The organism is Methylomonas koyamae (assembly GCF_001644025.1).
Taxonomy (GTDB): Bacteria; Pseudomonadota; Gammaproteobacteria; order Methylococcales; family Methylomonadaceae; genus Methylomonas; species Methylomonas koyamae_A.
The window spans coordinates 12,571-33,068 of sequence record NZ_LUUK01000100.1; the positions used below are offsets into that span (position 1 = coordinate 12,571).

Consider the following 20,498-nt stretch of genomic DNA (forward strand, 5'->3'; position numbering starts at 1 on the left):
ATCAGGCTTGCGCCGCCCGCCGATTCAACCAGCTCAACCACCGAGCGTAGCCGCGCGCCAAGCTCATTTTCAAATCGTCCAGATAGCAATAGGCCACCGGAATCACCAATAGGCTGAGCAGCGTCGACGTGACCAAGCCGCCGATCACCGCGATCGCCATCGGACTGCGAAACGAGGCGTCGGCGGCACCCATGCCCAACGCGATCGGCAGCATGCCGGCGCCCATCGCGATCGTGGTCATCACGATGGGCCTAGCCCGCTTGCGGCAGGCGTCCAGCAGCGCTTCGCCGCGGCTCAGGCCATGCTCGCGGCGAGCGACGATGGCGTATTCCACCAGCAGAATGGAGTTTTTGGTGGCGATGCCCATCAGCATCACCAGGCCGATCAGCGACGGCATCGAGAAGGCCTTGCCGGCGATCAGCAATGCGACGAAGCCGCCGCCGAACGACAACGGCAGCGCGGTCAAAATCGTGACAGGTTGGATGAAGTCCTTAAACAGCAATACCAACACCACGAAGATGCACAACACGCCGGTCAACATCGCCGAACCGAAACTGCCGAACAACTCCTCCATCATTTCGGCATCGCCGATGCTGAGCAAGCGCACGCCGGCCGGCAGGTGGCGGATGCTGGGCAACTGATGCGCGGCATTGGCGACGTCGCCGAGCGGTTGGCCGTTGAGTTCGATTTCGAAATTGACGTTGCGGGCGCGGTCGTAGCGGTCGATCAGGGCCGGGCCGCTGGACAGCTCCAGCTTGGCGACCTGGCCGACCAGCACCGAACCGGCGTTGGGCTTGTTGGACGGCACCGTCAAACGTTCCAGCACCGCCAAATCCTGGCGGCCGGCACTCGCCAGTTTGACGACGATCGGCACTTGCCGCTGGCTCAGGTTGAGTTTGGGGAGCGACCAGTCGTAGTCGCCTATCGTCGCGATGCGCAGGGTTTCGGCCAACGCGGCGGTGGTGACGCCCAGATCGGCGGCGCGGGCGAAGTCGGGACGCACCGCGATTTCCGGGCGGATCAAGGCCGCGCTGGAGGCAATGCTGCCCAGGCCGGGTATCGTGCGCAAATCGCGCTCGACATCGCCGGCGGCCTTGCTCAAGGCCTGCGGATCGTCGCCACTCAACACCAGCACGTATTTTTCGCCGGACGCGCCCAAGCCGACCTTGGTACGCACGCCGGGCAAACGTTGCAGCGCGATCCGAATGTCATTTTCTATCGTTTGCTTGCGCACCGGCCGGTCGCGGCGGGCGGCCAGAGTGATGGTCAGCGTCGCCTTGCGCACCTCGCTGGTACCCATGCTCATTACCATCGGGTCGCTACCGGCCGCGCCGGCGCCTATCGTGGTGTAGACGCTTTTGACGTAAGGCACCGCCGCCACCAATTGCCGGGCCTGTTCGGCCGAGGCGCGGGTTTGCGCCAGCGTCGCGCCGGGCGACAGCTCGACGAAGACCTGGGTTTGCGGATTGTCGTCGGCCGGGATGAAGCCGGTCGGCAACAGCGGAATCAACATCAGCGAGCCGATGAAAAACGCCAGCGCGCCGGCCATCGTCACAATGCGGTGGCGCAAGCACCAGGCCGCCATGTTCATGTAAGTCCGCATCAGCCAACCTTCGGGCGCCGCGACGTGTTCGCGATCCTTCAACAGATAAGCCGACATCATCGGCGTCAACATCCGGGCCACAATCAGCGAGGCGATGATGGCCAGCGCGGCGGTCCAGCCGAATTGTTTGAAAAAACGCCCCGGCACCCCGCTCATGAACGCGGTCGGCAAAAACACCGCCACCAACGCGAACGTGGTGGCGACGACGGCCAGACCTATTTCGTCGGCCGCTTCCAGCGCCGCTTGATAGGGCGTCTTGCCCATGCGCTGGTGACGGACGATGTTTTCGACTTCGACGATCGCGTCGTCGACCAGAATGCCGATCACCAGCGACAGCGCCAGCAAGGTAATCACGTTCAACGAAAAACCCAGCAAATACATGCCCAGAAACGACGGGATCACCGACAAGGGCAACGCCACCGCCGAGACGAAGGTAGCACGCCAGTCCCGCAAAAACAGCCAGACCACGATGACCGCCAGCAGCGCGCCTTCGTAGATCATCGTCATCGAGCCTTGAAATTCTTCGGCGACCGGTTCGACGAAATTGAAGGCCTCGGTAAACTCGATGTCCGGATAGCTTTGTTTCAGCCCGGCCAAGGCCTGTTGCACGCCGGCGCCAACTTCGACTTCGCCGGCGCCCCGGCTACGGGTAACCTCGAAGCCGACCACCGGCCGGCCGTCCAGCAAGGCCAGCGCGCGCGGCTCGGCCACCGAATCGTTCAGGTCGGCGACTTGATCCAGGCGGATGCGCCGGCCGTCGGGTAAGGCCAGTTGCAGCGGCCGTAATTCCTCGACCGAGGCGACTTTCGCCAGCGTGCGCAAGGGCTGCTCGCCGCTGCCAAGATCGGTGCGGCCGCCGGCGCTTTCCTGCTGCACCTGGCGCAGTTGCCGGGAAATGTCGGCGGCGCTGACGCCCAGCGCCTGTAGTTTGACCGGGTCCAACGCGATGCCGATTTCGCGGCTGACGCCGCCGACTCGGGTCACCGCGCCGACGCCGCGCACCGCCAGCAGTCGCTTGGCGACGGTATCCTCGACGAACCAGGACAGCGCTTCGTCGTCGCGTTTGTCCGAGGACACGGTCAGCGCCAGTATCGGCGCGCCGGCCAGATCCAATTTGGTCACGACCGGCTCGCGCAAGTCGGCCGGCAAGTCGGCGCGCACCTTGGAGACCGCCGAGCGCACATCGTCCACCGCTTCCTGCACCGGTTTTTCCAGGCGAAATTCGGCGTTGATCACCACGTTGCCGTCGTAGATCTTGGTGTAGAGGTGCTTAAGGCCTTGCAGCGTGGCCAGCGAGTTTTCCAGCTTGCGGGCCACGTCGGTTTCCAATTGGGCCGGCGACGCGCCGGGCAGATTGGCGGTCAAGGTCACGGTCGGCAAGTCCAGATCGGGAAAGTTCTGGACTTTCATCGCCTTGAAGCCTTGTAAACCGCCGAAACCCAGCAGCACGAACAGCATCAGGGCCGGAATCGGATTGCGGATGCACCAAGCGGAGACGTTCATTTCGGCACCACCCGCACCAGATCGCCGTCGGCCAGGAAGGACACGCCGCCGGCCACCAGCTGGTCGCCGGCGCTGATGCCGGCCAGTACTTCCAGATCGTCGCCGCTGCGCCGGCCGAGTTGAACCTTGACCAGGGCCACCTTGGCCAGGTCTCCCTGGCGCTCGCCGAGCTTGAACACGTAGCTGAAACCTTCGCGCAAGGACACCGCGGTTTGCGGCACGATCAGCGCGGGACTGGCGCCCAGGGCAAATTCGCCCCTGGCGAACATACCGGCTCGCAGGCCTTGGCGAACGGCGTCCGGCAGGTCAACGTAAACCAGACCGTTGCGGCTTTGCGGGTCCAGGGTTGGCGCCAACTGACGGACTTTGCCGGGCGTCCGGCCGACATTGGGCACCTCGACCGTCACTTCCAGTCCCGGCCGCAATTTGGCGATTTCGGCGGCGGTGACTTCGGCGCGCCATTCCAGGCGGCTCTGCCGAATCAAGCGAAATAATTCCTGGCCGGCCGAAGCCACCGCGCCCAAGGTCGCGTTGCGCGCCGAAATCACGCCGTCGTCGCTGGCGACCACTTGGGTATGCTTGAGGCGCAACAACTGTGCGTCCACTTGGGCCTGAGCCGATTCGACCTTGGCCTGGGCGGTCTTTTCGCCGGTCAGATATTGGGCGACTTGTTGGGCGCTAAGCGCCAACGACGAGGTGGAATGGCGGGTGCGGTCGGCGTTGAGTTTGGCCTCTTCCAGGCTGGCCTTGGTCTCGGCCAATATGGCCTTGGCTTGGGCAAGGTCCGCCTGCACCGTTTCGGCATCCAGTAGCGCCAGCACCTGACCCTTGCGCACTGCGTCGCCGACCTGGGCACGGACTTCGGCCAGCCGCAGATCGCCGACCTCGGCGCCGATGATCGCCTCCTGCCAGGCGGCGATCGAACCGTTGGCGGCCAGCATCAGCGGAATATCCCGACCGGCGGGCTGTATCGTCGTCACACTCAGGGCGGGGTTGGTGGCGGGAGTCGATTCTGTGGCCGGCACGTCGCTACCGCAGCCGGCAAAAAACATCCAAGCGGCGAGGAAAACAGTGCCGCGAAAGCAAAAGGTCGTCATGTCCGTGATCTATATGAAGTGGAGGCCCGATCCGGCGGATTGCCGAATCGGGCCTGGGTTGGTACCGTCGCCGATTCTTTCATACATTGTCGATCCGGCAAAACGGAACGGTAAAACCGCACCGCCGCGTTCCGAGGTTACGATCGGCGAAGTTGGCATCGTCTCCAATAACCCTATCAACAATGTGATGGAAGCGGAACCCGTGCTTTGGTATAACGCTGGCCGGAATACTCACGGCTTCCGGCACGTTTCGGAGCAGCTGTGACCACCTAACGAGAGCGAGGTTCACTATGACAAGAATGGTTCAATGCGTAAAACTGGGTGTGGAAGCGGAGGGCCTAGACTCGCCGCCGTTTCCCGGCCCCAAGGGCCAACGTATTTTCGAACAGGTTTCCAAACAAGCCTGGAAAGACTGGCTGGCGATGCAGACTATGATCATTAACGAGCAGCGCTTATCCAGTTTCGATCCCTACGCCAAGAAGGTCCTGGAGATCGAACGGGAAAAATTCCTGTTTGCCGGCGGTTTCCAAGTGCCGAACGGCTACGTGCCGCGAAAAGAGTAAGATCGCCCGGCGCGGGCTTAAGGCACGGCCGGCGAGCCTCTGATCGCGGCTGACGCGCTAGCGTGAGATCCGGCCGGCCAGCCGTTTGAGCGCTAAATCCTTAATGCCCGACCGAATTGGAAAACAGACTCAGCGTCACGACACCGGCCACCACCAAGCCGATACCGGTCAGTGCCGGTCCGTCCAGCTTCTGGCCGAACAGGGCAACGTCGATCAAGCCGATGCCGACAATGCCAAGCCCGGCCCAAACCGCATAGCCTATGCTGATCGGGATCGTGCGTAGCGCCACCGAAAAGCAATAAAACGACAGACCGTAGCCGATCGCGATGGCCAACGAGGGCCACGGCTTGGAAAAACCGTCGCTGTACTTGAGCAGCGAGCTCGCCGCGACTTCGGTCAGAATGGATACGGCCAAATAAAGCCAATGCGTCATACTGGAAACTATCCTGAATTTGATTGGGACAATGTCCGGGCGCCTTGCCGCGCGCGGGGAGCTTATCCCAACGCGCGCCAGCGGCTCCGGCATTTTGCGGAATTCCGGCGTCGGCGACCCGCGTCGACGTCAATACGGCATTAGACGAGGGCGCGGTCGGAAGTTCGCGCCATTGGCAAATCCCGGATTTCGACTACCTTTTGGAGGTTTGCGCCGCGTTTCGTCCGCCAAGTCGACCGGTCCGCACCCACTCTCACTGAAATGACATCTAACCGCTTGTTCGTTCCGCTTCCGCTACTCAAGGTACCATGATCGCCGATCCGGAAAGTTATCAGTTGTTGCAACGAATCTGGACTATCGCGTGGGAAGCCGATCCGCGGACCGGCTTGTGCCGTTACGTCTCAGACCAGACCGAACGACTGGGTTACCCCGCCGAACATTGGCGGCGAATTCCGTATTTCTGGCAAACCGTGGTCATCCCCGAAGACCGGCACTTATTGACACAGCTCTCGCCGAGCGGGACCGAGTGTCGAGTCGCCCGCGCGGACGGCGCGCAAATGCCCGCGCGACTGCAACTGAGCACCGCCGCGGCCGAGTCGGACCGGCCGGCCGCCTTGCATGGCACGATGCTGATCTACGCCGCCGAGCGCGCGGCTGTGGCAACGCAAGCGGCAAGTCGCGACGAATTGACCGGCCTGCCCAACCGCAACCTGATGCTGGACCGTATCGGCCAAGCCATCGCGCTGGCCGGACGTAGCGAGCACTGGCTAGCGGTACTGTCGATAGACTTCGACCGTTTCAAACTGATCAACGACAGTTTGGGCCACGAAATCGGCGATAAGTTATTGGTGGCGGCATCGGTGCGACTGGACAGCGGTATCCGCGAAGCCGACACCGTGGCCAGATTGGGCGGCGACGAATTCGTGATTCTCGCCACCGGAATAGGCAAATTCGAAGACATTCATTGCATCGCTCAGAAAATTCTCGATTTGCTGGCGGCGCCGTTTTACATCGACGGTCACACCTTGTTTTTGACGGTCAGTATCGGCGTTTGCGCCTTTCCGAAAGACGGCGCCGACGCGGTGGTGTTGCTGAAACGCGCCGACACCGCGATGTACCGCGCCAAGGAACAAGGCAAGAACCGGTATCTGTATTTTTCCGACGAAATGAATGCCGCCAACGCCCACCGGCTGCATCTGGAAAACGAATTGCGCTTGGCCTTGGAGCACCGCCAGCTGGCTCTGCATTATCAACCGCAGATCGATCTGGATAGCGGCCGCATCATCGGCGTCGAAGCCTTGGCGCGTTGGCGGCATCCGACGCTGGGTTGGATCTCGCCGGCCGAATTCATCAAGATCGCCGAGGAAACCGCATTGATCGTGCCGTTGGGACGGTGGGTGCTGGAAACCGGTTGCCGCCAGGTCGGCGCCTGGCGCGCGGCCGGCCTGCCCCCGTTAAGAATGGCCATCAATCTGTCGCCGGTACAATTCACCGAACACAGCATGGCCGATTGCATCGAGGCGGTACTGCGGGAAACCGGTCTGGACCCCAGATTATTGGAACTGGAGCTGACCGAAAGCCTGTTGATGCGCAACGTCGAGGAGTCGATAGGTACGTTGCGAGCGCTACGGGCGATGGGCATCTGCTTGGCCGTCGACGACTTCGGCACCGGCTATTCGTCGCTGAGTTATCTGAGCCGTTTTCCGGTCACGACGGTCAAGATCGACCAATCCTTTACCCGCGAGCTGACCAGCGACCCCAACGTCGCCGCGCTGGTCCGCTCTATCATCAGCATGGCCCACGAACTGCGCCTGCGGGTCATCGCCGAAGGCGTAGAAACCGAAGGCCAATTGAATTTTCTAGCCAATCACCGTTGCAACGAAGTGCAGGGCTATTTTCTGGGCAAACCATTACCGGCCGATGAATTCATCGACTTTTACCGGCGTTTCGATCGATTGGCCGCCCGGCGCGGCGGCGGCGACAGCGAGGAGCGCCGTCTGCTGGTGGTCGACGACGAAACTAAGGTCGTCGAAGCCTTGGTGCGTCAACTCGACGGCGACGGCTACCGGATTATGACCGCGACCGGCGGCGGCGAGGCACTGGAGATACTGGCCAGGCAGCGAGTCGGCGTCATCGTGTCCGGCCAGCGCATGCCGGGCATGAGCGGCGTCGAATTTTTCCGCAAGGTCAAGGATCTTTACCCGGCCACGGCTCGCATCATTCTGTCCGGGTTCAACGACATCCAGACCGTGACCGACGCGATCAATCAGGGTGCCATCTATAAATTCTTGAACAAACCCTGGCGCGAGGAGCATCTGCGCGACGCGGTGCGCGAAGCTTTTCAACGCTACGAATTGACGCTGGAGAATGCCGCGCTGGGCCGGGCCTTGGAACAGGCCAACGCCGAGCTGTCGGCCATCAATCGGGACTTGGAGCGGCGCATCGCCGAAAAAACCCGGGAACTCGGCCGGGGCATCAACATGCTGCAAGTGTCCAGGGAAATCCTGGAACATTTGCCGACCGCGGTGATCGGCATCGACGACGACGGTTTGATCGTAATGGCCAATCGCCAGGCCAACCGCTTGCTGGCCAGCGACGACGGCATACCGTTGCTGAGCTGCGAGGCCTCCCTGCGCCTGCCGGCCGCCGCGCTGGCGGTACTGGCCGATCCCGACGGCCGCGAGCGGCGCATCGTGCTGACCGGCGGCCTATCCGCATGGGCGCTTTGTCGAACCATGGGAGCCGACAGCGTTTCGCGCGGACGCATCCTGATGCTTTGGCCGGAATCCGGTCAGGAAAACCCGAGACAATGACTGAAAGATCCCAATACGCCGGCAATCTCGACAAAGTTCTGGACAGCATTCGGCAGCTGCCGTCGCTGCCTGGATTGGTCGTAGAATTACTGGAAAACTTCGGCGACGAGAACGTCAATATCGCCACGCTGGCCAATAAAATCGCCCACGACCAGGCGCTAGTGGCTCGCTTGATGCGAGTCGCCAACTCACCGTTTTACGGGGTATCCGGGCAGATCGGCTCGATCAGCGAAGCCATCGCCATGCTCGGGTTCACCAACGTGCGCGGTTTGGTCTTGACCGCCGGCCTGATCAACGTCTTTACCGGCATGGAAAAGTATTTCGACTGGCGGGCATTCTGGCGGCACAATGTCGCCGCCGCGGTGTGCGCGAAGCTGTTGGCGGGCGGCACAGGCCTAAACCCTGACGCCGCGTTCACCGCTGGCCTACTGCACGACATCGGCAAATTGGTAATGTGGAGCTGTTTTCCGCACGACGTCGCCCGATTAGGCGAACTCAGCGAAGAAAGCGGCTTGTCGCCGCTGCAACTGGAACGGGAAACCTTCGGTTTCGACCATACCCTGCTGGGCAGCGAAGTTGCCAAACGTTGGAATTTTCCGGTGGATATTCAACACGCGATCGCGCTGCACCATACCCATTATCTACCCGGCGGCGGCAAGACGATGGCCGATGTCATCTATACCGCCAATCTGCTGGCCGAAACGCTCCAAGATGACGAGGTGTGCGAGGCGCGCCAATTGCAAGTCAACGGCGTGGCTTGGTCGCGCCTGAAATTGGACGGCGAGCGGCTTGCCAAACTCACCGCGCAAGCCCGTCGGCAGTTTCAAAGCACCATGCCGCTGCTGAGCGACTGAGCCCCTCCAAAACCCAAGGCCGCACTCGGCGCAAAAAAATACCCTCGGCCCGGTCAGAAGCGGAGGGTGTGAGTCCCACGGGAGAGGACAGGAGGAACAGCCAGGAGTTACGATTTTAATTAAGCAAATCCGGTGCCAACCCTTGCATGTCCCACGCTACCGGCCTTCACACCGATCCGCCCGGCGCCGCCCGCCGAAAAGCCGCACCAAAATCAATCGCAAGCCGGCTTTTTGCACCGCAATGAGCGTTACCGCGACACGCGTTACCAGCGCCCCTGGTTCGAACGGCCTTCCTTGCCCAGCACCCATTGCCGTTCAGTTTAGTCTCGACCGTTTGTCCCGAGTCCTTCGGCCTCGCTCGGGAAAGCCTTGTCGAAGGTCGTTTCGGTTTCTTCGTGAAGGCGCTTAATTGATCGTCCGGCTCTGATGAAGTTATCCGCGCGCTTTTTCTCTATCACGGTTTCAGCTTCTTGAGAACCGACGAACGGGATGGGATTTATAAACACCGATCCGACTTGTTGGCTGTCATCACTAAAGGTTGTCTTGCCTCCGCAATCCGTTGAACTCCGTTAGCCTTCCGGCGATCGGCAAACGCTACGAAAGCCGTTTGATTTGCAGCCCTAAAATTCGTAAACCAACCGAAAATCCACGCGCTGTTGGCCGGCGGAAACACTGCTTTGGCCGTGAAAGGGATAACTCCAATCCAGTTCGCCGAGCAGGCGCTTGAACCATTGCATACGCAGGCCCAAACCGGCCGAAGCGAGTTGTTCGACCGCCGGAGTCGGCGCGATCGGCGCGTCTGTCCACAATCTGGCCCAGTCGATAAAACCCAGCAAGCGCAGATTTTGCGCGGCGTCCCAGTCGGCAGGCAGCAAGTGCGGGCTGTAAAACTCCAGAGACAGATTGACACCATGGTCCGCCAGAACCTGGGTCTGATGATAACCGCGCACGCTGAGCGGTCCGCCGGCCGCGAATTGCTCGTTGCTGATCAGTTTTCCGATGCTGGCCTGGCCGCTGGCCCTGGCTTGCAAGCGAAAATCCCAGGGCAGTAGCTGCTGGTGTTTCACGTCGCCAGTCAGGTAGAAATAGTTAGGGGTGGCTCCGGCCCGCTTGCGCTCGAATTCGGCGGCATCATTACCCAAGCCGCGAAAACTGAAATGACCGGCCAAGTTCAGACTGCTGGCGTAGCCGTCGCCGCGCCGCGTTCCGTCGTAGCCGGCCATGAACCCTGCATAGCTGATCGGCGTATTCTCGGTGAAGCTGGCAATCTGCTGACCGAAACTTTTATAGTCGAAGCCGAAGGTCAGATTGTGAAAAATACTTTCGGAAGAGCCCGCCAGCGGCTTGACCAGCCGCGCGCCGTAGATCGAGCCGGTACCGACCACCGACAAGCCGCCGATATTGACGCCGAGTTGGGTGTTGGAGCTGATGCCTATGCCGTATAGCGCCAAACGGGTGTCGGCCCAACCGGTCGGCAGCACGTAGGTGCCGGACCAGACTTCGACTTCTTCGCTGACTTGCGGCGAGACCTGGTATTGCAAGGAGGCGCTATGAAAAGCCTGCCACAGGTTGTCGTAGCGTAGCGAGCCCAGCAGTCGGGAGTAACTGGTGCGCTCGGAGTTGCGGCTGTTCATTTCGACGCTGCCATGCAGCGGCAATTCGTCCTTGACCTTCAGTTCCACTTCCATTTTGCCCGGCGTCGAACCGGCCCGGAACACCGGCGTGACGTTACGGTCGGCCGATTGCTTGGCCAGCGTGTTCATTTGCTCCTGCAGTCGCGGCATGTGCGGGACTTGACCCTCGGCCAGCGCCGGCAAGCCTTCGCGGATCGTGCCCAGCGCGTAATAACGCGAACCGCTGATGTAGACGGTTTCGATGCTGCCTTCCAGTACTTGTAGGCGCACGCTGTCGCCCGCCACGTCCTGCTCCGGAATCGACACGACCACGGTCGGATAGCCGGCCTGACGGTAGGCTTGCTCCAGCGCCGCGCGGGCCCGTTCGACCTCGTCGACGCTCTTATCCGGACCGAGGAAGGGATAAACGGCTTTTTCCAGGGTTTCGTCGTCTAGCAGCGTGTTGCCGTCGATTTGATAATCGAAAACGTCGAATCGGGGTTTCTGCTCGCCCGCCCATTCGGCGGCGACCGTCTCGGCATTGGCGGCGCGATCGGCACCCGTGGCGCCGGCACCGGTGGGCGCGGCTGCCGCAGTTTGCGCTTGAACCGTCGTGACGGCCAGGCTTAGCCCGAGCGCAACGGCAAAAGGCGCGATGCGGCTCATCGGCCAGCCCCCCGACCGTGACTCGCGGTGTCATCGGCCGACCGCGCCGCTTGGCCGGCATCCGGCGATTCCGCGTTATCAACCGGCTCTGCCGCACCGGCGTCAGGTGCCCCGGTCGACGCCGGTTCGGCCGGCATTGCCGCGGCGGCGGCGGGCGCACCGTCGGATTGTACCGGCACTACGGCTTCGAACGGCGTGACTTTCAATTGCCGCAAGTGATAGCGATAGGTTTCGGCTTGCGCCTCGTTTTGCACTTGGGCAATCCCGGTGATCGGTTCCAGCTCGGCCAGTTGTTCGAGCAGACTTTTATCGCCACTGTGTTGCACGATGTCCCGGCCGACCTCGCGCAGCTGACGGTTCAATTCGCCGCATTGGCTAATCCATCGCTCGCGTTCTTGCACCGCTTGCACCAACACCGTGTTATCTTCGCGGATGGCGCGGGCCTGCAAAACCATGTCGTTATGCTTTTGCAGCAAGGCCTGTTCGCGCTGACGCTGTTGGACCAACTGATTTTCCAGGCTACCGCGCACGCTGTCCAAGCCGGCTTTGTAGCGTTCCACCTGGTCCTGCAGTGCCGGCAGCAATCTGGCCTGATTTTCGAGTAATTTGAGTTTGCCCTCCAAAGTTGCCTTGTCGGCCAGCCATACGGCTTTTTCCGCCTCCAGCGCGGATTTTTCCTGGCTAAGCTGGCGGATGATGCCCTGGGCTTTCTTGATCGCACTGTCGCCGACGGGTGCCGGCTTGGGTTCGGCCCGACCGGTTTCGAGGCCGGCCAGCAGCCACAATACCGCTATACCTGATAAACCAATCCAACGCATCGCCATCGCCTAAAACCGTGCGTTCAGATCGACGTTGACAGTGTCGATGCTGTATTTGGGGCCGTCGATCGCATCGGTGCTAAGCCAGCGCAGATTGAGCCAGGCGTATTTGGACAGACCGTATTGGGTGCCGATCACCCAGCCCTTGGCATTGGTACCGCCCAGATGGAAAATCGAGTCGGTGAAGGCGTCCAACACCGCGTCGCGCTGCACGTAGCGGTAAGCCAAATTGACACTCCAGTCGCCGAAATGACGAACCTCGACTTGGCCGATATCGGCGCGAATCTGATAAGCGGTGGTGCGCGGCCGGCTGTCGGTGTAGTTGACGACACCGTTGGCGAATTCGGTCAGGATTTTTTGCTGGTTGTAGCCCAAGTTTTTGGCGTAATCGGCGGTCAGCAATACATGAACCGGGTCGAAGCCGGCGTAGTCGAACATCGCGGTGGCATTGAACACCTTAAACCGCGAGGCCAGGCCGAATAAACAACCGACCGTATCGTCGCACACACCGTTCAAGGTCTGATCGTCGGTAATCGCCACCATCGAGTTGCCTTTCTGGACGAACTGCGGCGCGGTCCAATCGTAGACGTGGCTGCCGATCGGGTTGCGGCGGGCGTTGACGTTCTGGAATTCGTAATACGATGCCGCCAGATTCAGCCGGGAATCATGCCACACCAGCCAGTCGGCGCCGACCTGACCGGCGTACAGCCATTTGTCGTTAACCGACACGTCGATGTCTTGCAACGGAAACACGCCCAGCGTCAAGAACAAACTGTCCGGGGTTTGCTGACCTTGGTTGATGCCGAAGCGGGCGGTCGGATTTGGCGCTTTATAGCCGGCCAATTTGCTGGTACCGCGATTGAACGGGAAACGTACACTACCGGCCACGCCTTCGAAGCTCAAATCCGGGTCGAACACCACATCGGTGGACAGGAAGGGATTGATGATGCGCCCGGCGTACAGGCTGAACCAGGAAGTTTTTCGCTCGTCCAGGTAGTCGTATCGCAGATAGGCGCGGTCGATCGCGAACTGGTAGGACTGGCCGGTGTTGCCCAAGGTCTGGTCGTTGGAGACCGGGTTGTTCAGATTGCTGGTCGCAAAGCGGACGCCGGCTTTCAAGCCGTCGCTCAAATTGGCTTCGAAACCCAAACGGAAACGTTCCCGCAGCCGCAAACGATCGATTTGGTTGTTGACGATGGCCTCATTAGGGTTTTGAGAAACCTGCCGCTGCAAGCCGCCTTGCGGACTGTTGGCGAGCCGGTTGATCGCCAACCAGTTGTAAGGGCCGAAAAAATTGCCGGCGGCATCCAGACCGGCATTCGCGATCCCCCCGGCATTTTCCTTGCCGTAAAACTCGTCGGCAAAACGCACCCGCATATCGAAGCTGGGATGAATCGCCGCCACCCATTCCGGCAGCGCGGCGGGGATGCCCCAACCTTCGGTTTTGGCGTCTTGTTTGACGTCCTGCAACACCTCGGCCTTCAACTCGGCCCGTACCTGGTCGCGGATCTCCTTTTTGACGAATTCCGGTACGTAGCCGACGTGCTTGGTTTTGCCGGTTTTGGGAGCCGAATTACCCGGCTCCCCGGCATCTTCCGCGGTCGAGGTCGCCGCTTTGGCTTCATTGCTTTTGACTTGCGCGGCTTGGGTTTCGGCGGCTTCCTGTTCGGCCGCCCGCACCAAACCCTGGCCCTCGTCGGGTTTCAAGACGCCCCGCTGCACCAGCAGGTCCACCAAATTCACCAACGTGGATTTCTTGACCGGGATGACTTCGTCGCCGGGCGCGGCGGCCTGGGCGGCCGTCGTCGCGCCGCCAATCAACAGTAGAACCAGGGGTTTGATCGCGGTATTCATCGTGGTGTTTTCGCTATTCAAAGGTTTTTAAGTTAGTCGGCTTGGGCCAGCGCCGAGCACCGGGTTAGCCACGGCTAAACCCTGGAATTCAGCCGAATCCGGATCGGTTGCGGCATCGTTTCCGGCGGCGGACGGCCAACGCTGGCCCGCAACTTCGGCAACGCCGCGCGCAGAGCACGATCAACCTCGGCATTGCCGCTGCCTGACGCCAGTTCGCTACGGCTAATGCCGCCGTCGGCGCCGACCCAGATATCCAGAATCACGCTAAAGGCCGCGCTGGCGGCCGGCGTGTCGGCCAGCAAGTTTTGCAAGCCGTCTTCGATTCGGCGCTGGACTTGGCCGCCGTACCAAATCACCGCGTTGCCGCCCCCGCCGCCCAGCAGAGAGCGGCCGCCCTTGCGAGCTTGCAAGCCGAAAGCGTCGCCGCCGGCCGAGCCGTCGGCATCCAAACCGAGCGCCTCCGCCGGCGGTGCTTCGTCCTTCTCGGGCGAAGGTTCCGGCTCTGGCGCGGGTTCCGGTTCTTCGATTTTTTCCACCTTGATCTCTTCCGGCGGCGGCGGTTGGTCCGGCGTTGGCGGCGGGGGCGGTGGCGGCTGGATCATCGCGATTTGCTGCACCTGCTTCTTGGCCTGAGGCGGCTTCTCGTAGTGCTTCGCCAACCACCACACGCCCCAGACAATCGCCACGCTCAAACCGATGCCGAGCAACATCGGCAAACGGCGTAACCACGCATACTGATTTGTCATCGGTCGCTACTTCACCAACTTCTGCGTCACCAAGCCCAACTGGCTGATTTGCAGGCGGGTGACGATGTCCAGCACATCGATGACTTTCTGGTACTGCACGCTGGCGTCGGCTTTCACCACCACCGGCAAGTCCGGCGTGGCGGCCTTATATTGCGCCAGTCGGGTTTCCAGTTCCTGTAGCGACACCGGGTAGGTATCCAGGTAAATACTGCCGTCCGGCGTAATCGAAATGGCCTTGGTCTTAGGCTTGGACATGGCCGGCGTGTTGCTGGCCTTGGGTAGGTTGACGGTGATGCCTTGCACCGTGGCGGTGGTCATGATGATGAAAATCAGCAACAGCACATAAGCCACGTCCAGCATCGGCGTGATGTTGATGTCGTCGTAAACTTTATCCTGGTCGTCGATCTTCATGGCCTGGCCTCTTGCCGCGCGGCTGTTTGGCGGGCGGCGCGCATCGCCAACAAGGCCAGAAATTCGTCGCTGAACACCCGCATGCCGGCGGTGATATCCTTGATTTGGGTCAGCAGATAGTTATAGGCAAACAAGGACGGGATCGCGACCGCCAAGCCGGCGACGGTCGCCAGCAGCGCGGCGGCAATGCCGGGCGCGATCGAGTTGATGTTAACGTCGCCGGTGGCGGCGATGGCCGCGAAGGTGATCATCACGCCAACCACCGTGCCGAGCAGCCCCAAGAACGGGCCGCCGGCAATCGCGATAGTCAGCAACACCATGTGGCGATTCAATCTCTGACTTTCGTGGACGATCTGGCTGTCCAGCTTGACCCGCAAGTAGTCCCAGGCTTCGCGGCTAACCGCCTGGTTGGTGCCGCCTTGCAACGTGTTGAGTTCCCGAATCGCGCCGTGGTACAGGTGATAGAGCGGCGAGCTTTGAAAGTGGTCGTGTTTGCCGACCAGCGCGGTCAGCAAATCCGAATCGGCCAGTTCGTGCTCCGCCGAGCTTTCCTGTTGGTCCAGCCCGCCGAGCTTATTCGGGTCGAGCTGGCGGTATTTTTCGAGAAAGGCGCGGTTGTCCTTGCCGATGCGATTAAGCACCAAGGCTTTACCGACCATAACCATGACGGCGATTATCAGCATCACCAAGGTCAAGCCGATGACGACCCAGCCATCGACGGTAACGTTTTGGACGATGACCAGAAAATGGCTATCCGAGCCGCCGCCGTTGGACTCGTCCTGGCCGTAGCCGAGGACGGCGAAGTCGGGGCTTTGGCTGCGGTAGGCGAACTTGAGCCAGTCGGCGCCGCGGGCGGTGGCGGCGATTTGCACTTCGTCCAGCCAGCCTTGGTAGTTGTCGCCCAAGCGGATGACCGGTTGGCCGGCCGGGAGTTGGGTTTTTACGCTGCCGGCCGAAACACCGTCGATATAAAGCTCGACGATTTGCGGCGTAACCTCGCTGCCAGGGTTTCGCACGGCTTGGCCGCCGGTCTGGGCGGTCAGGTTTTCCGGACGCAAGACCAAAGCGACGTGTTGCCATCGACCCAGGGTCAGCGGTGCCGGCGCGGTGCTGGCGCCGCCGGCGACGGCAGTCAGGGCGTTGCCTTGCACACTCAAACGCAAGTCCATGCCGGGGGCTTGGGCGCTGAGCAGGGTGGCGGCCGGGTTGGCTTGGTCGATTTTCAGCCAGGCCGAAAAGGTCCAGCCTTTCGCCGGATCGACCGCCAATTGCGGCGCCGGATTAACGACAATAGGCCCGGTGCCGGTGAATTGAGCGGCGGCGCCGATCCAGCCGGCGGACTGAATCGCGGCTTTGGAATCGGCGGCGTGGCTAGCGTAGGCGGTGGCGTCTTGCGGCAGGATCTCGCCGGCGGCAAAGTGGTAGACCAAGCCTTGGGCCACGTCGTACAGGCTTTTCGAATCGGAGCCGTCGGCGGCATTGGCGTTGCCGTAGTACAACCAGAAATCGTCGGTCGCCACGCCGCCGCGCACTTGCGGCAGCTTGACCCAGACCAGGCCGATTTCGCTCAACACATCGACTTGCTCGACCTGATAGGCCAGCGGGGTCTGCTCGTCCTTCAACGCGCGCAAATCGCGGCCGTTCTCGGCCAGTTCGGCAAAATAGCCGAAGTTGCCCGCATGCAGCCGCACCAGCACCGGTACGTCAGACAAGGTCTGCTGGATGTCGGCTCCGGTCGCCGAGGCGTCCACCGCTACCTGACGGCGCGAACTCCAGTCGGCGTTCCACCAGGCGTGGCCGAGAGAAGGTAAACAACAAAGGAATAGAATTCGCGGAATAAGATTACGCATCGAATGGGATCGTCGGGAAAAATCGTTAGGGGAGAGTGATTGAAAGTTCGGAAGCCCGCCGGCCACGTTCTCGCCGAACGGACTTGGGCGAACAGGGGAATAAAAGCACTTCATCGGACAAATTCACGATCGTCGACCAGCCTGAATCCAGTGTAAAAGGCCGAAATCGCGGAAGCTCTGGACATATGCGCCGAAACTCGTCGGCTGACACATCCGGTAGCGGAATCCGGTGGCTTCCCGCGGATCGGCGAAAGGTTGCACATCCGTGTGCGGTCCAAGCGTATCCGGTTCCCTGTGGACAGAGGCTCGAAGATCCTGATTTGTTAACGCTAGCGTGTTCGGGTAGCTGAAACTAAATTTCCGCCGTTGCACGGGTCGCTGGGGATACCGCGGCCAAGGTCCTATTTAGCCGCGGCGTGGGAGACTTAAGGCGTAGGCAACGACAAGTTGTTGTAGTTGGTATTAAGGACGGGCAGCGCGCAAGCATCGGGTTGCCCGGCTGTTTGCCGCACGTATGGAGACACCGGATTGGCCGGATCCCAACCGGCTGGCGGCGCCACGTTGGCGCTCAGCGCCACGTAGCCGGCTTGACCCCAACCGTGGTTGCTCAAGCTGGTATTGCGGGCGGCGACGGTGGCAGCCAGTTGGCCGACCTTGACCAGGCCGTTTTGCAGCTTATTGACGTCGTTGCCCTTACTGGTTCCCAGGTTGCTGGTGTTATAAGCACCGCGCCAGGAGAAGGTGTACTCGCCGACCAAGGGATAGCGGTTTTGCGCGACTTCCTTGCCGGTCGGCGATGCGCCGTCGATTTTAATGAAGCGGTAATTGGAGCCGCGGCTCGCGTTACGCTCGGTGGTTTGGATACTGATGCCCCATTGGTTGCCGTGCGCGACGTTTTGCGGAATGTCGCGGTAGTCGTTATACGGCGCGGGGTTGTGCCTGACCGCCGGGCTGCTGACCGTGCCGTTCCAGGAATTGGTGCCGCTGAAATAGGTGTTGCTGCCGTTATTCAGGTCGTTCAAGCAACTATCCACGGCGCCCAAACTGGTCGCGTACATAAAGTCCGCGTTGGACGAACCGGTATCGGCGATCCTGGGTCCGTGATTATCCAAGCAGGGGTATTGCAAGATATTGGCCATGACCGCCACCTGCTGACCGGCGCCGTTTTCGCGGCGGCAAACGTGTACCGTGGTGTCCAGCGGGATGTCCAGCAATTTATCGCCGGTGCCGACGACGGGTGAGTCGGTGCCGGTACCGGCGAAGCCGGCAGCCTTGGCTTGCGCGACCAACTCCGGCAGATCGATCACGTTGTCGGCCACGGCGTCGGTATCGGTCGGGGTAAAGCCGGTGGTCGCCGGGGTCGGCAATTTCACCTTCAGCGCGGTCCAGTCGGCGACCGCGCCGCTGAAAATACTGGCCACTTGGGCTTTGGTCAGGCTGGGCTGGCAAGCGGCGTTTTCACCCGATGCGTTGGCGGTAATCGGCGTGACGCCCTGGCCGGCCAAACCGCAGTCGCTAGGCAAGCTGCCGCTGACGATGCCGGCCAATTGCAAGGCTTGGTACAGTTTCAACGTGACCGGCGTGCCGATGATGTGGCCGGCGACGGTGCGGCGGGTGGTGAACAGGTTATAGTCGATCGGCGTGGTATTCGGCACGGTATTGTCTTCCGCCCCCATCACGTCCGGCGTGACGTCGCCGGTCGCGCCGGTGGGCAGGGCCACGTTGAAGGTGTCGAGCGGGTCGTCGGGCGTCAGGTGGCAAGCGAAGTTATATTGGAAGGTAGTGCCGCCCGAGGTGTAGCTGAAGCTGCCCGAGGTAGAGGTCGTCGTGCCGCAATTGCTGGGGTCCTTGATAAAACCCAACGGGCTATTCGTCGAAGCGGCGGATAAACCCACCGCCGACGCACCCAAGCGGCGCCGCGAGATCCAGACTTTGATCTTGGTGGCGGCGGTGTTGTAAGGCGCGGTGGCAGGAGCAGGGTGAGTCGCATCGACGACATAGCTGCCGGCGGTCGTCAAGGTACTGGCCGCGCCGGTGCCCAGGATGCTGGCCAGTTTCGCGGTCGATGTCAAGCAATAAATCCCGGAATAGCTGTCGTTTTTCGCGGCGCTATCCGCCTCGGACGACAGCGCTTGAAAGTAGACGTGGGTCGTGGTACCGGCGATATTGGCCTTGTCGGCGCAGATGCTGTCGATGACGCTATTGGCCACCGGAAAGCCCAGCACCGGGTCGTTGGCTTGCGAACCGGGCAAATAGAGCGAAATATCGGGCGTGCCGTCGGTGGGCAGCAGCGCCTGGGCGCCGCCAGAAAAGACCAGACTGATCGCCAAGCTCAGTTGAGTCAGGCGCGTAGGGGTAAAGCGATTCATTTTGTGTCTCCGTAAGTGAACGATCGCCCCGGTCGTGCCGGGGCGGTTACCGTTTGTAATGCTGGTCTCAGGCTTGAACGGACCGGCGAGAGCGGTTGGTAAAGCGCAGCCAGCTCAGCAAGCCGCCCAGAAACATCCAGGCCGCGCCCGGCAGCGGTACCGGGGCAACGTAATTCCAGTTCAAGGTGCCGCTGGTGAGATCCAAAGACATGTAACCGGACATGAAGTCGAAGCTTGCCTGATCATTTGTAGTGGTACCGGGCGCGGCACCGGTGTGCCAAAACAACATTCTGACGGTTTCGTCGTTCTGACCGACGAAATCGGTATGTTCCGTGCCGTCGGCATTCACGGTGGCCGTGGCCAGGAACTGGCCCACGCCCAAGTCCGTGCGAAACGCGTTGGCGTTGGTGGTCGTCAAATCCCAGTTCGCCGCCCAGTCGGTCAACTTGGTTGTGCCGGGATGCGTCGGCGTATTGGCCGGCAAGGCATTATTTAGCCTGGTGGCCTGGTCCCTGACCCCCAGTGTTTGGCCTTGCAACTGGCTGATTTGGACCAAAAGCGGGTCGGCACCGACCATATCCGGGGTATTGACTTGGCTGATCAGAATGCCGTAGTGCGGGTCTAATTTAGTGACCGCGGTGTACATATTGAAGCCACCGACGTTCCATTTCAGCTCGCCGGTGGCGCCGGCGAGAAAGTTGGCCCAGCGCGGTCCCAGAGTCCAGCTATAACTGGTGCCATTGGCAATATTGTCTGTGAAGTCGTTGACCGTGGTCCCCAAATCGAGGCCGTAGGTCGTGGCATTATCGACGTCGTAGACGCTCAAAAACATCTCGCCGCTGGTTGATGGAGCAGCTTGGCTGCCATACCAAATCGCCGCCTGGGCCGAACTCATGCCTAGCACCATACACACCGCCGTCAAGCCGAAACCGTGTTTATTAAAAATTTTCATACTCTACCTCTGTAGTTAGTTTGAGAGGGACGTCCGTCCCGTTGGTTGCCCACGGCCTTGTCAGCATTCCGGCATCAATCTATCCGCGTCCGCTACCCAGCCCTTACGATTCAATCATCTATCTTCGATGTTTACCGTGGAGCATAACGTAATGCAAAAATGTGAAGCTCGTCAAACACATTCAGAGGCAATGGCTTATTTGCAATTTGGAAATAATCCCACACAACCTGCGGAAAATCAGTGTTTACACCATTGGCGACATAGTTTTTTTACTAGCTTAGTCAGAATACTCCAGCCCGAAGGCTTGCGAATTCGATATAGACATTGATATATAACAGGCTTCAAACTCGATT

Annotated in this window: 14 protein-coding genes; 3 read left to right on the forward strand and 11 right to left on the reverse strand. The window is 60.8% G+C overall.

Annotation, left to right across the window (positions count from 1 at the left end; genetic code table 11):
- Position 1: 1 nt before the first annotated feature.
- Both A1355_RS08325 and A1355_RS08330 read right to left on the reverse strand, forming a co-directional pair.
- On the reverse strand, positions 2–3,106 hold the full coding sequence (locus A1355_RS08325; RefSeq protein ID WP_064026918.1) for an efflux RND transporter permease subunit: 3,105 nt from the start codon (positions 3,104–3,106) through the stop codon (positions 2–4).
- Positions 3,103–4,203 carry an efflux RND transporter periplasmic adaptor subunit gene (locus tag A1355_RS08330; protein WP_064026920.1) on the reverse strand — a complete coding sequence of 367 codons (1,101 nt, stop codon included), beginning with the start codon at positions 4,201–4,203 and terminating at the stop codon, positions 3,103–3,105. Before A1355_RS08330 ends, A1355_RS08325 begins: the two co-directional genes overlap by 4 nt.
- 290 nt (positions 4,204–4,493) lie before the next feature.
- Here A1355_RS08330 and A1355_RS08340 point away from each other — a divergent pair, with 290 nt between their 5' ends.
- Positions 4,494–4,766 carry an oxidative damage protection protein gene (locus A1355_RS08340; protein WP_064026924.1) on the forward strand — a complete coding sequence of 91 codons (273 nt, stop codon included), beginning with the start codon at positions 4,494–4,496 and terminating at the stop codon, positions 4,764–4,766.
- A gap of 100 nt (positions 4,767–4,866) precedes the next feature.
- Here the strand turns inward: A1355_RS08340 and A1355_RS08345 are convergent, their stop codons facing one another.
- Positions 4,867–5,199 carry a DMT family transporter gene (locus tag A1355_RS08345; RefSeq protein ID WP_064026926.1) on the reverse strand — a complete coding sequence of 111 codons (333 nt, stop codon included), beginning with the start codon at positions 5,197–5,199 and terminating at the stop codon, positions 4,867–4,869.
- 308 nt (positions 5,200–5,507) lie between these two features.
- Here A1355_RS08345 and A1355_RS08350 point away from each other — a divergent pair, with 308 nt between their 5' ends.
- Entirely contained in the window at positions 5,508–8,012 is a 2,505-nt protein-coding gene (locus A1355_RS08350) for an EAL domain-containing protein (RefSeq protein WP_064026928.1), read from the forward strand.
- Positions 8,009–8,866: an HDOD domain-containing protein gene (locus A1355_RS08355; protein WP_064026930.1), complete on the forward strand. Its 858-nt coding sequence runs from the start codon at positions 8,009–8,011 to the stop codon at positions 8,864–8,866. Before A1355_RS08350 ends, A1355_RS08355 begins: the two co-directional genes overlap by 4 nt.
- Before the next feature lie 620 nt (positions 8,867–9,486).
- Here the strand turns inward: A1355_RS08355 and A1355_RS08370 are convergent.
- From A1355_RS08370 to A1355_RS08405, 8 genes are all read right to left on the reverse strand, one after another.
- Positions 9,487–11,145: a ShlB/FhaC/HecB family hemolysin secretion/activation protein gene (locus tag A1355_RS08370; RefSeq protein WP_082885444.1), complete on the reverse strand. Its 1,659-nt coding sequence runs from the start codon at positions 11,143–11,145 to the stop codon at positions 9,487–9,489.
- Positions 11,142–11,963 carry a hypothetical protein gene (locus A1355_RS08375; RefSeq protein WP_157197802.1) on the reverse strand — a complete coding sequence of 274 codons (822 nt, stop codon included), beginning with the start codon at positions 11,961–11,963 and terminating at the stop codon, positions 11,142–11,144. The genes A1355_RS08370 and A1355_RS08375 overlap by 4 nt, the downstream gene beginning before the upstream one ends.
- 9 nt (positions 11,964–11,972) lie before the next feature.
- Entirely contained in the window at positions 11,973–13,817 is a 1,845-nt protein-coding gene (locus A1355_RS08380; RefSeq protein ID WP_064026938.1) for a putative porin, read from the reverse strand.
- A 74-nt stretch (positions 13,818–13,891) separates the two neighbouring features.
- On the reverse strand, positions 13,892–14,563 hold the full coding sequence (locus A1355_RS08385; protein ID WP_064026940.1) for an energy transducer TonB family protein: 672 nt from the start codon (positions 14,561–14,563) through the stop codon (positions 13,892–13,894).
- A gap of 6 nt (positions 14,564–14,569) precedes the next feature.
- The gene (locus tag A1355_RS08390; protein WP_064026943.1) at positions 14,570–14,974 is read right to left on the reverse strand and encodes an ExbD/TolR family protein; all 405 of its coding nucleotides are present in this window, start codon (positions 14,972–14,974) and stop codon (positions 14,570–14,572) included.
- Positions 14,971–16,824: a DUF2341 domain-containing protein gene (locus A1355_RS08395; RefSeq protein WP_064026951.1), complete on the reverse strand. Its 1,854-nt coding sequence runs from the start codon at positions 16,822–16,824 to the stop codon at positions 14,971–14,973. The genes A1355_RS08390 and A1355_RS08395 overlap by 4 nt, the downstream gene beginning before the upstream one ends.
- A 425-nt stretch (positions 16,825–17,249) precedes the next feature.
- A complete protein-coding gene (locus tag A1355_RS08400) occupies positions 17,250–19,193 on the reverse strand; it encodes a hypothetical protein (protein ID WP_064026954.1) in 1,944 nt (647 codons plus the stop codon).
- Between the two features lie 67 nt (positions 19,194–19,260).
- A complete protein-coding gene (locus A1355_RS08405; protein ID WP_064026956.1) occupies positions 19,261–20,145 on the reverse strand; it encodes a hypothetical protein in 885 nt (294 codons plus the stop codon).
- Positions 20,146–20,498 lie beyond the last annotated feature (353 nt).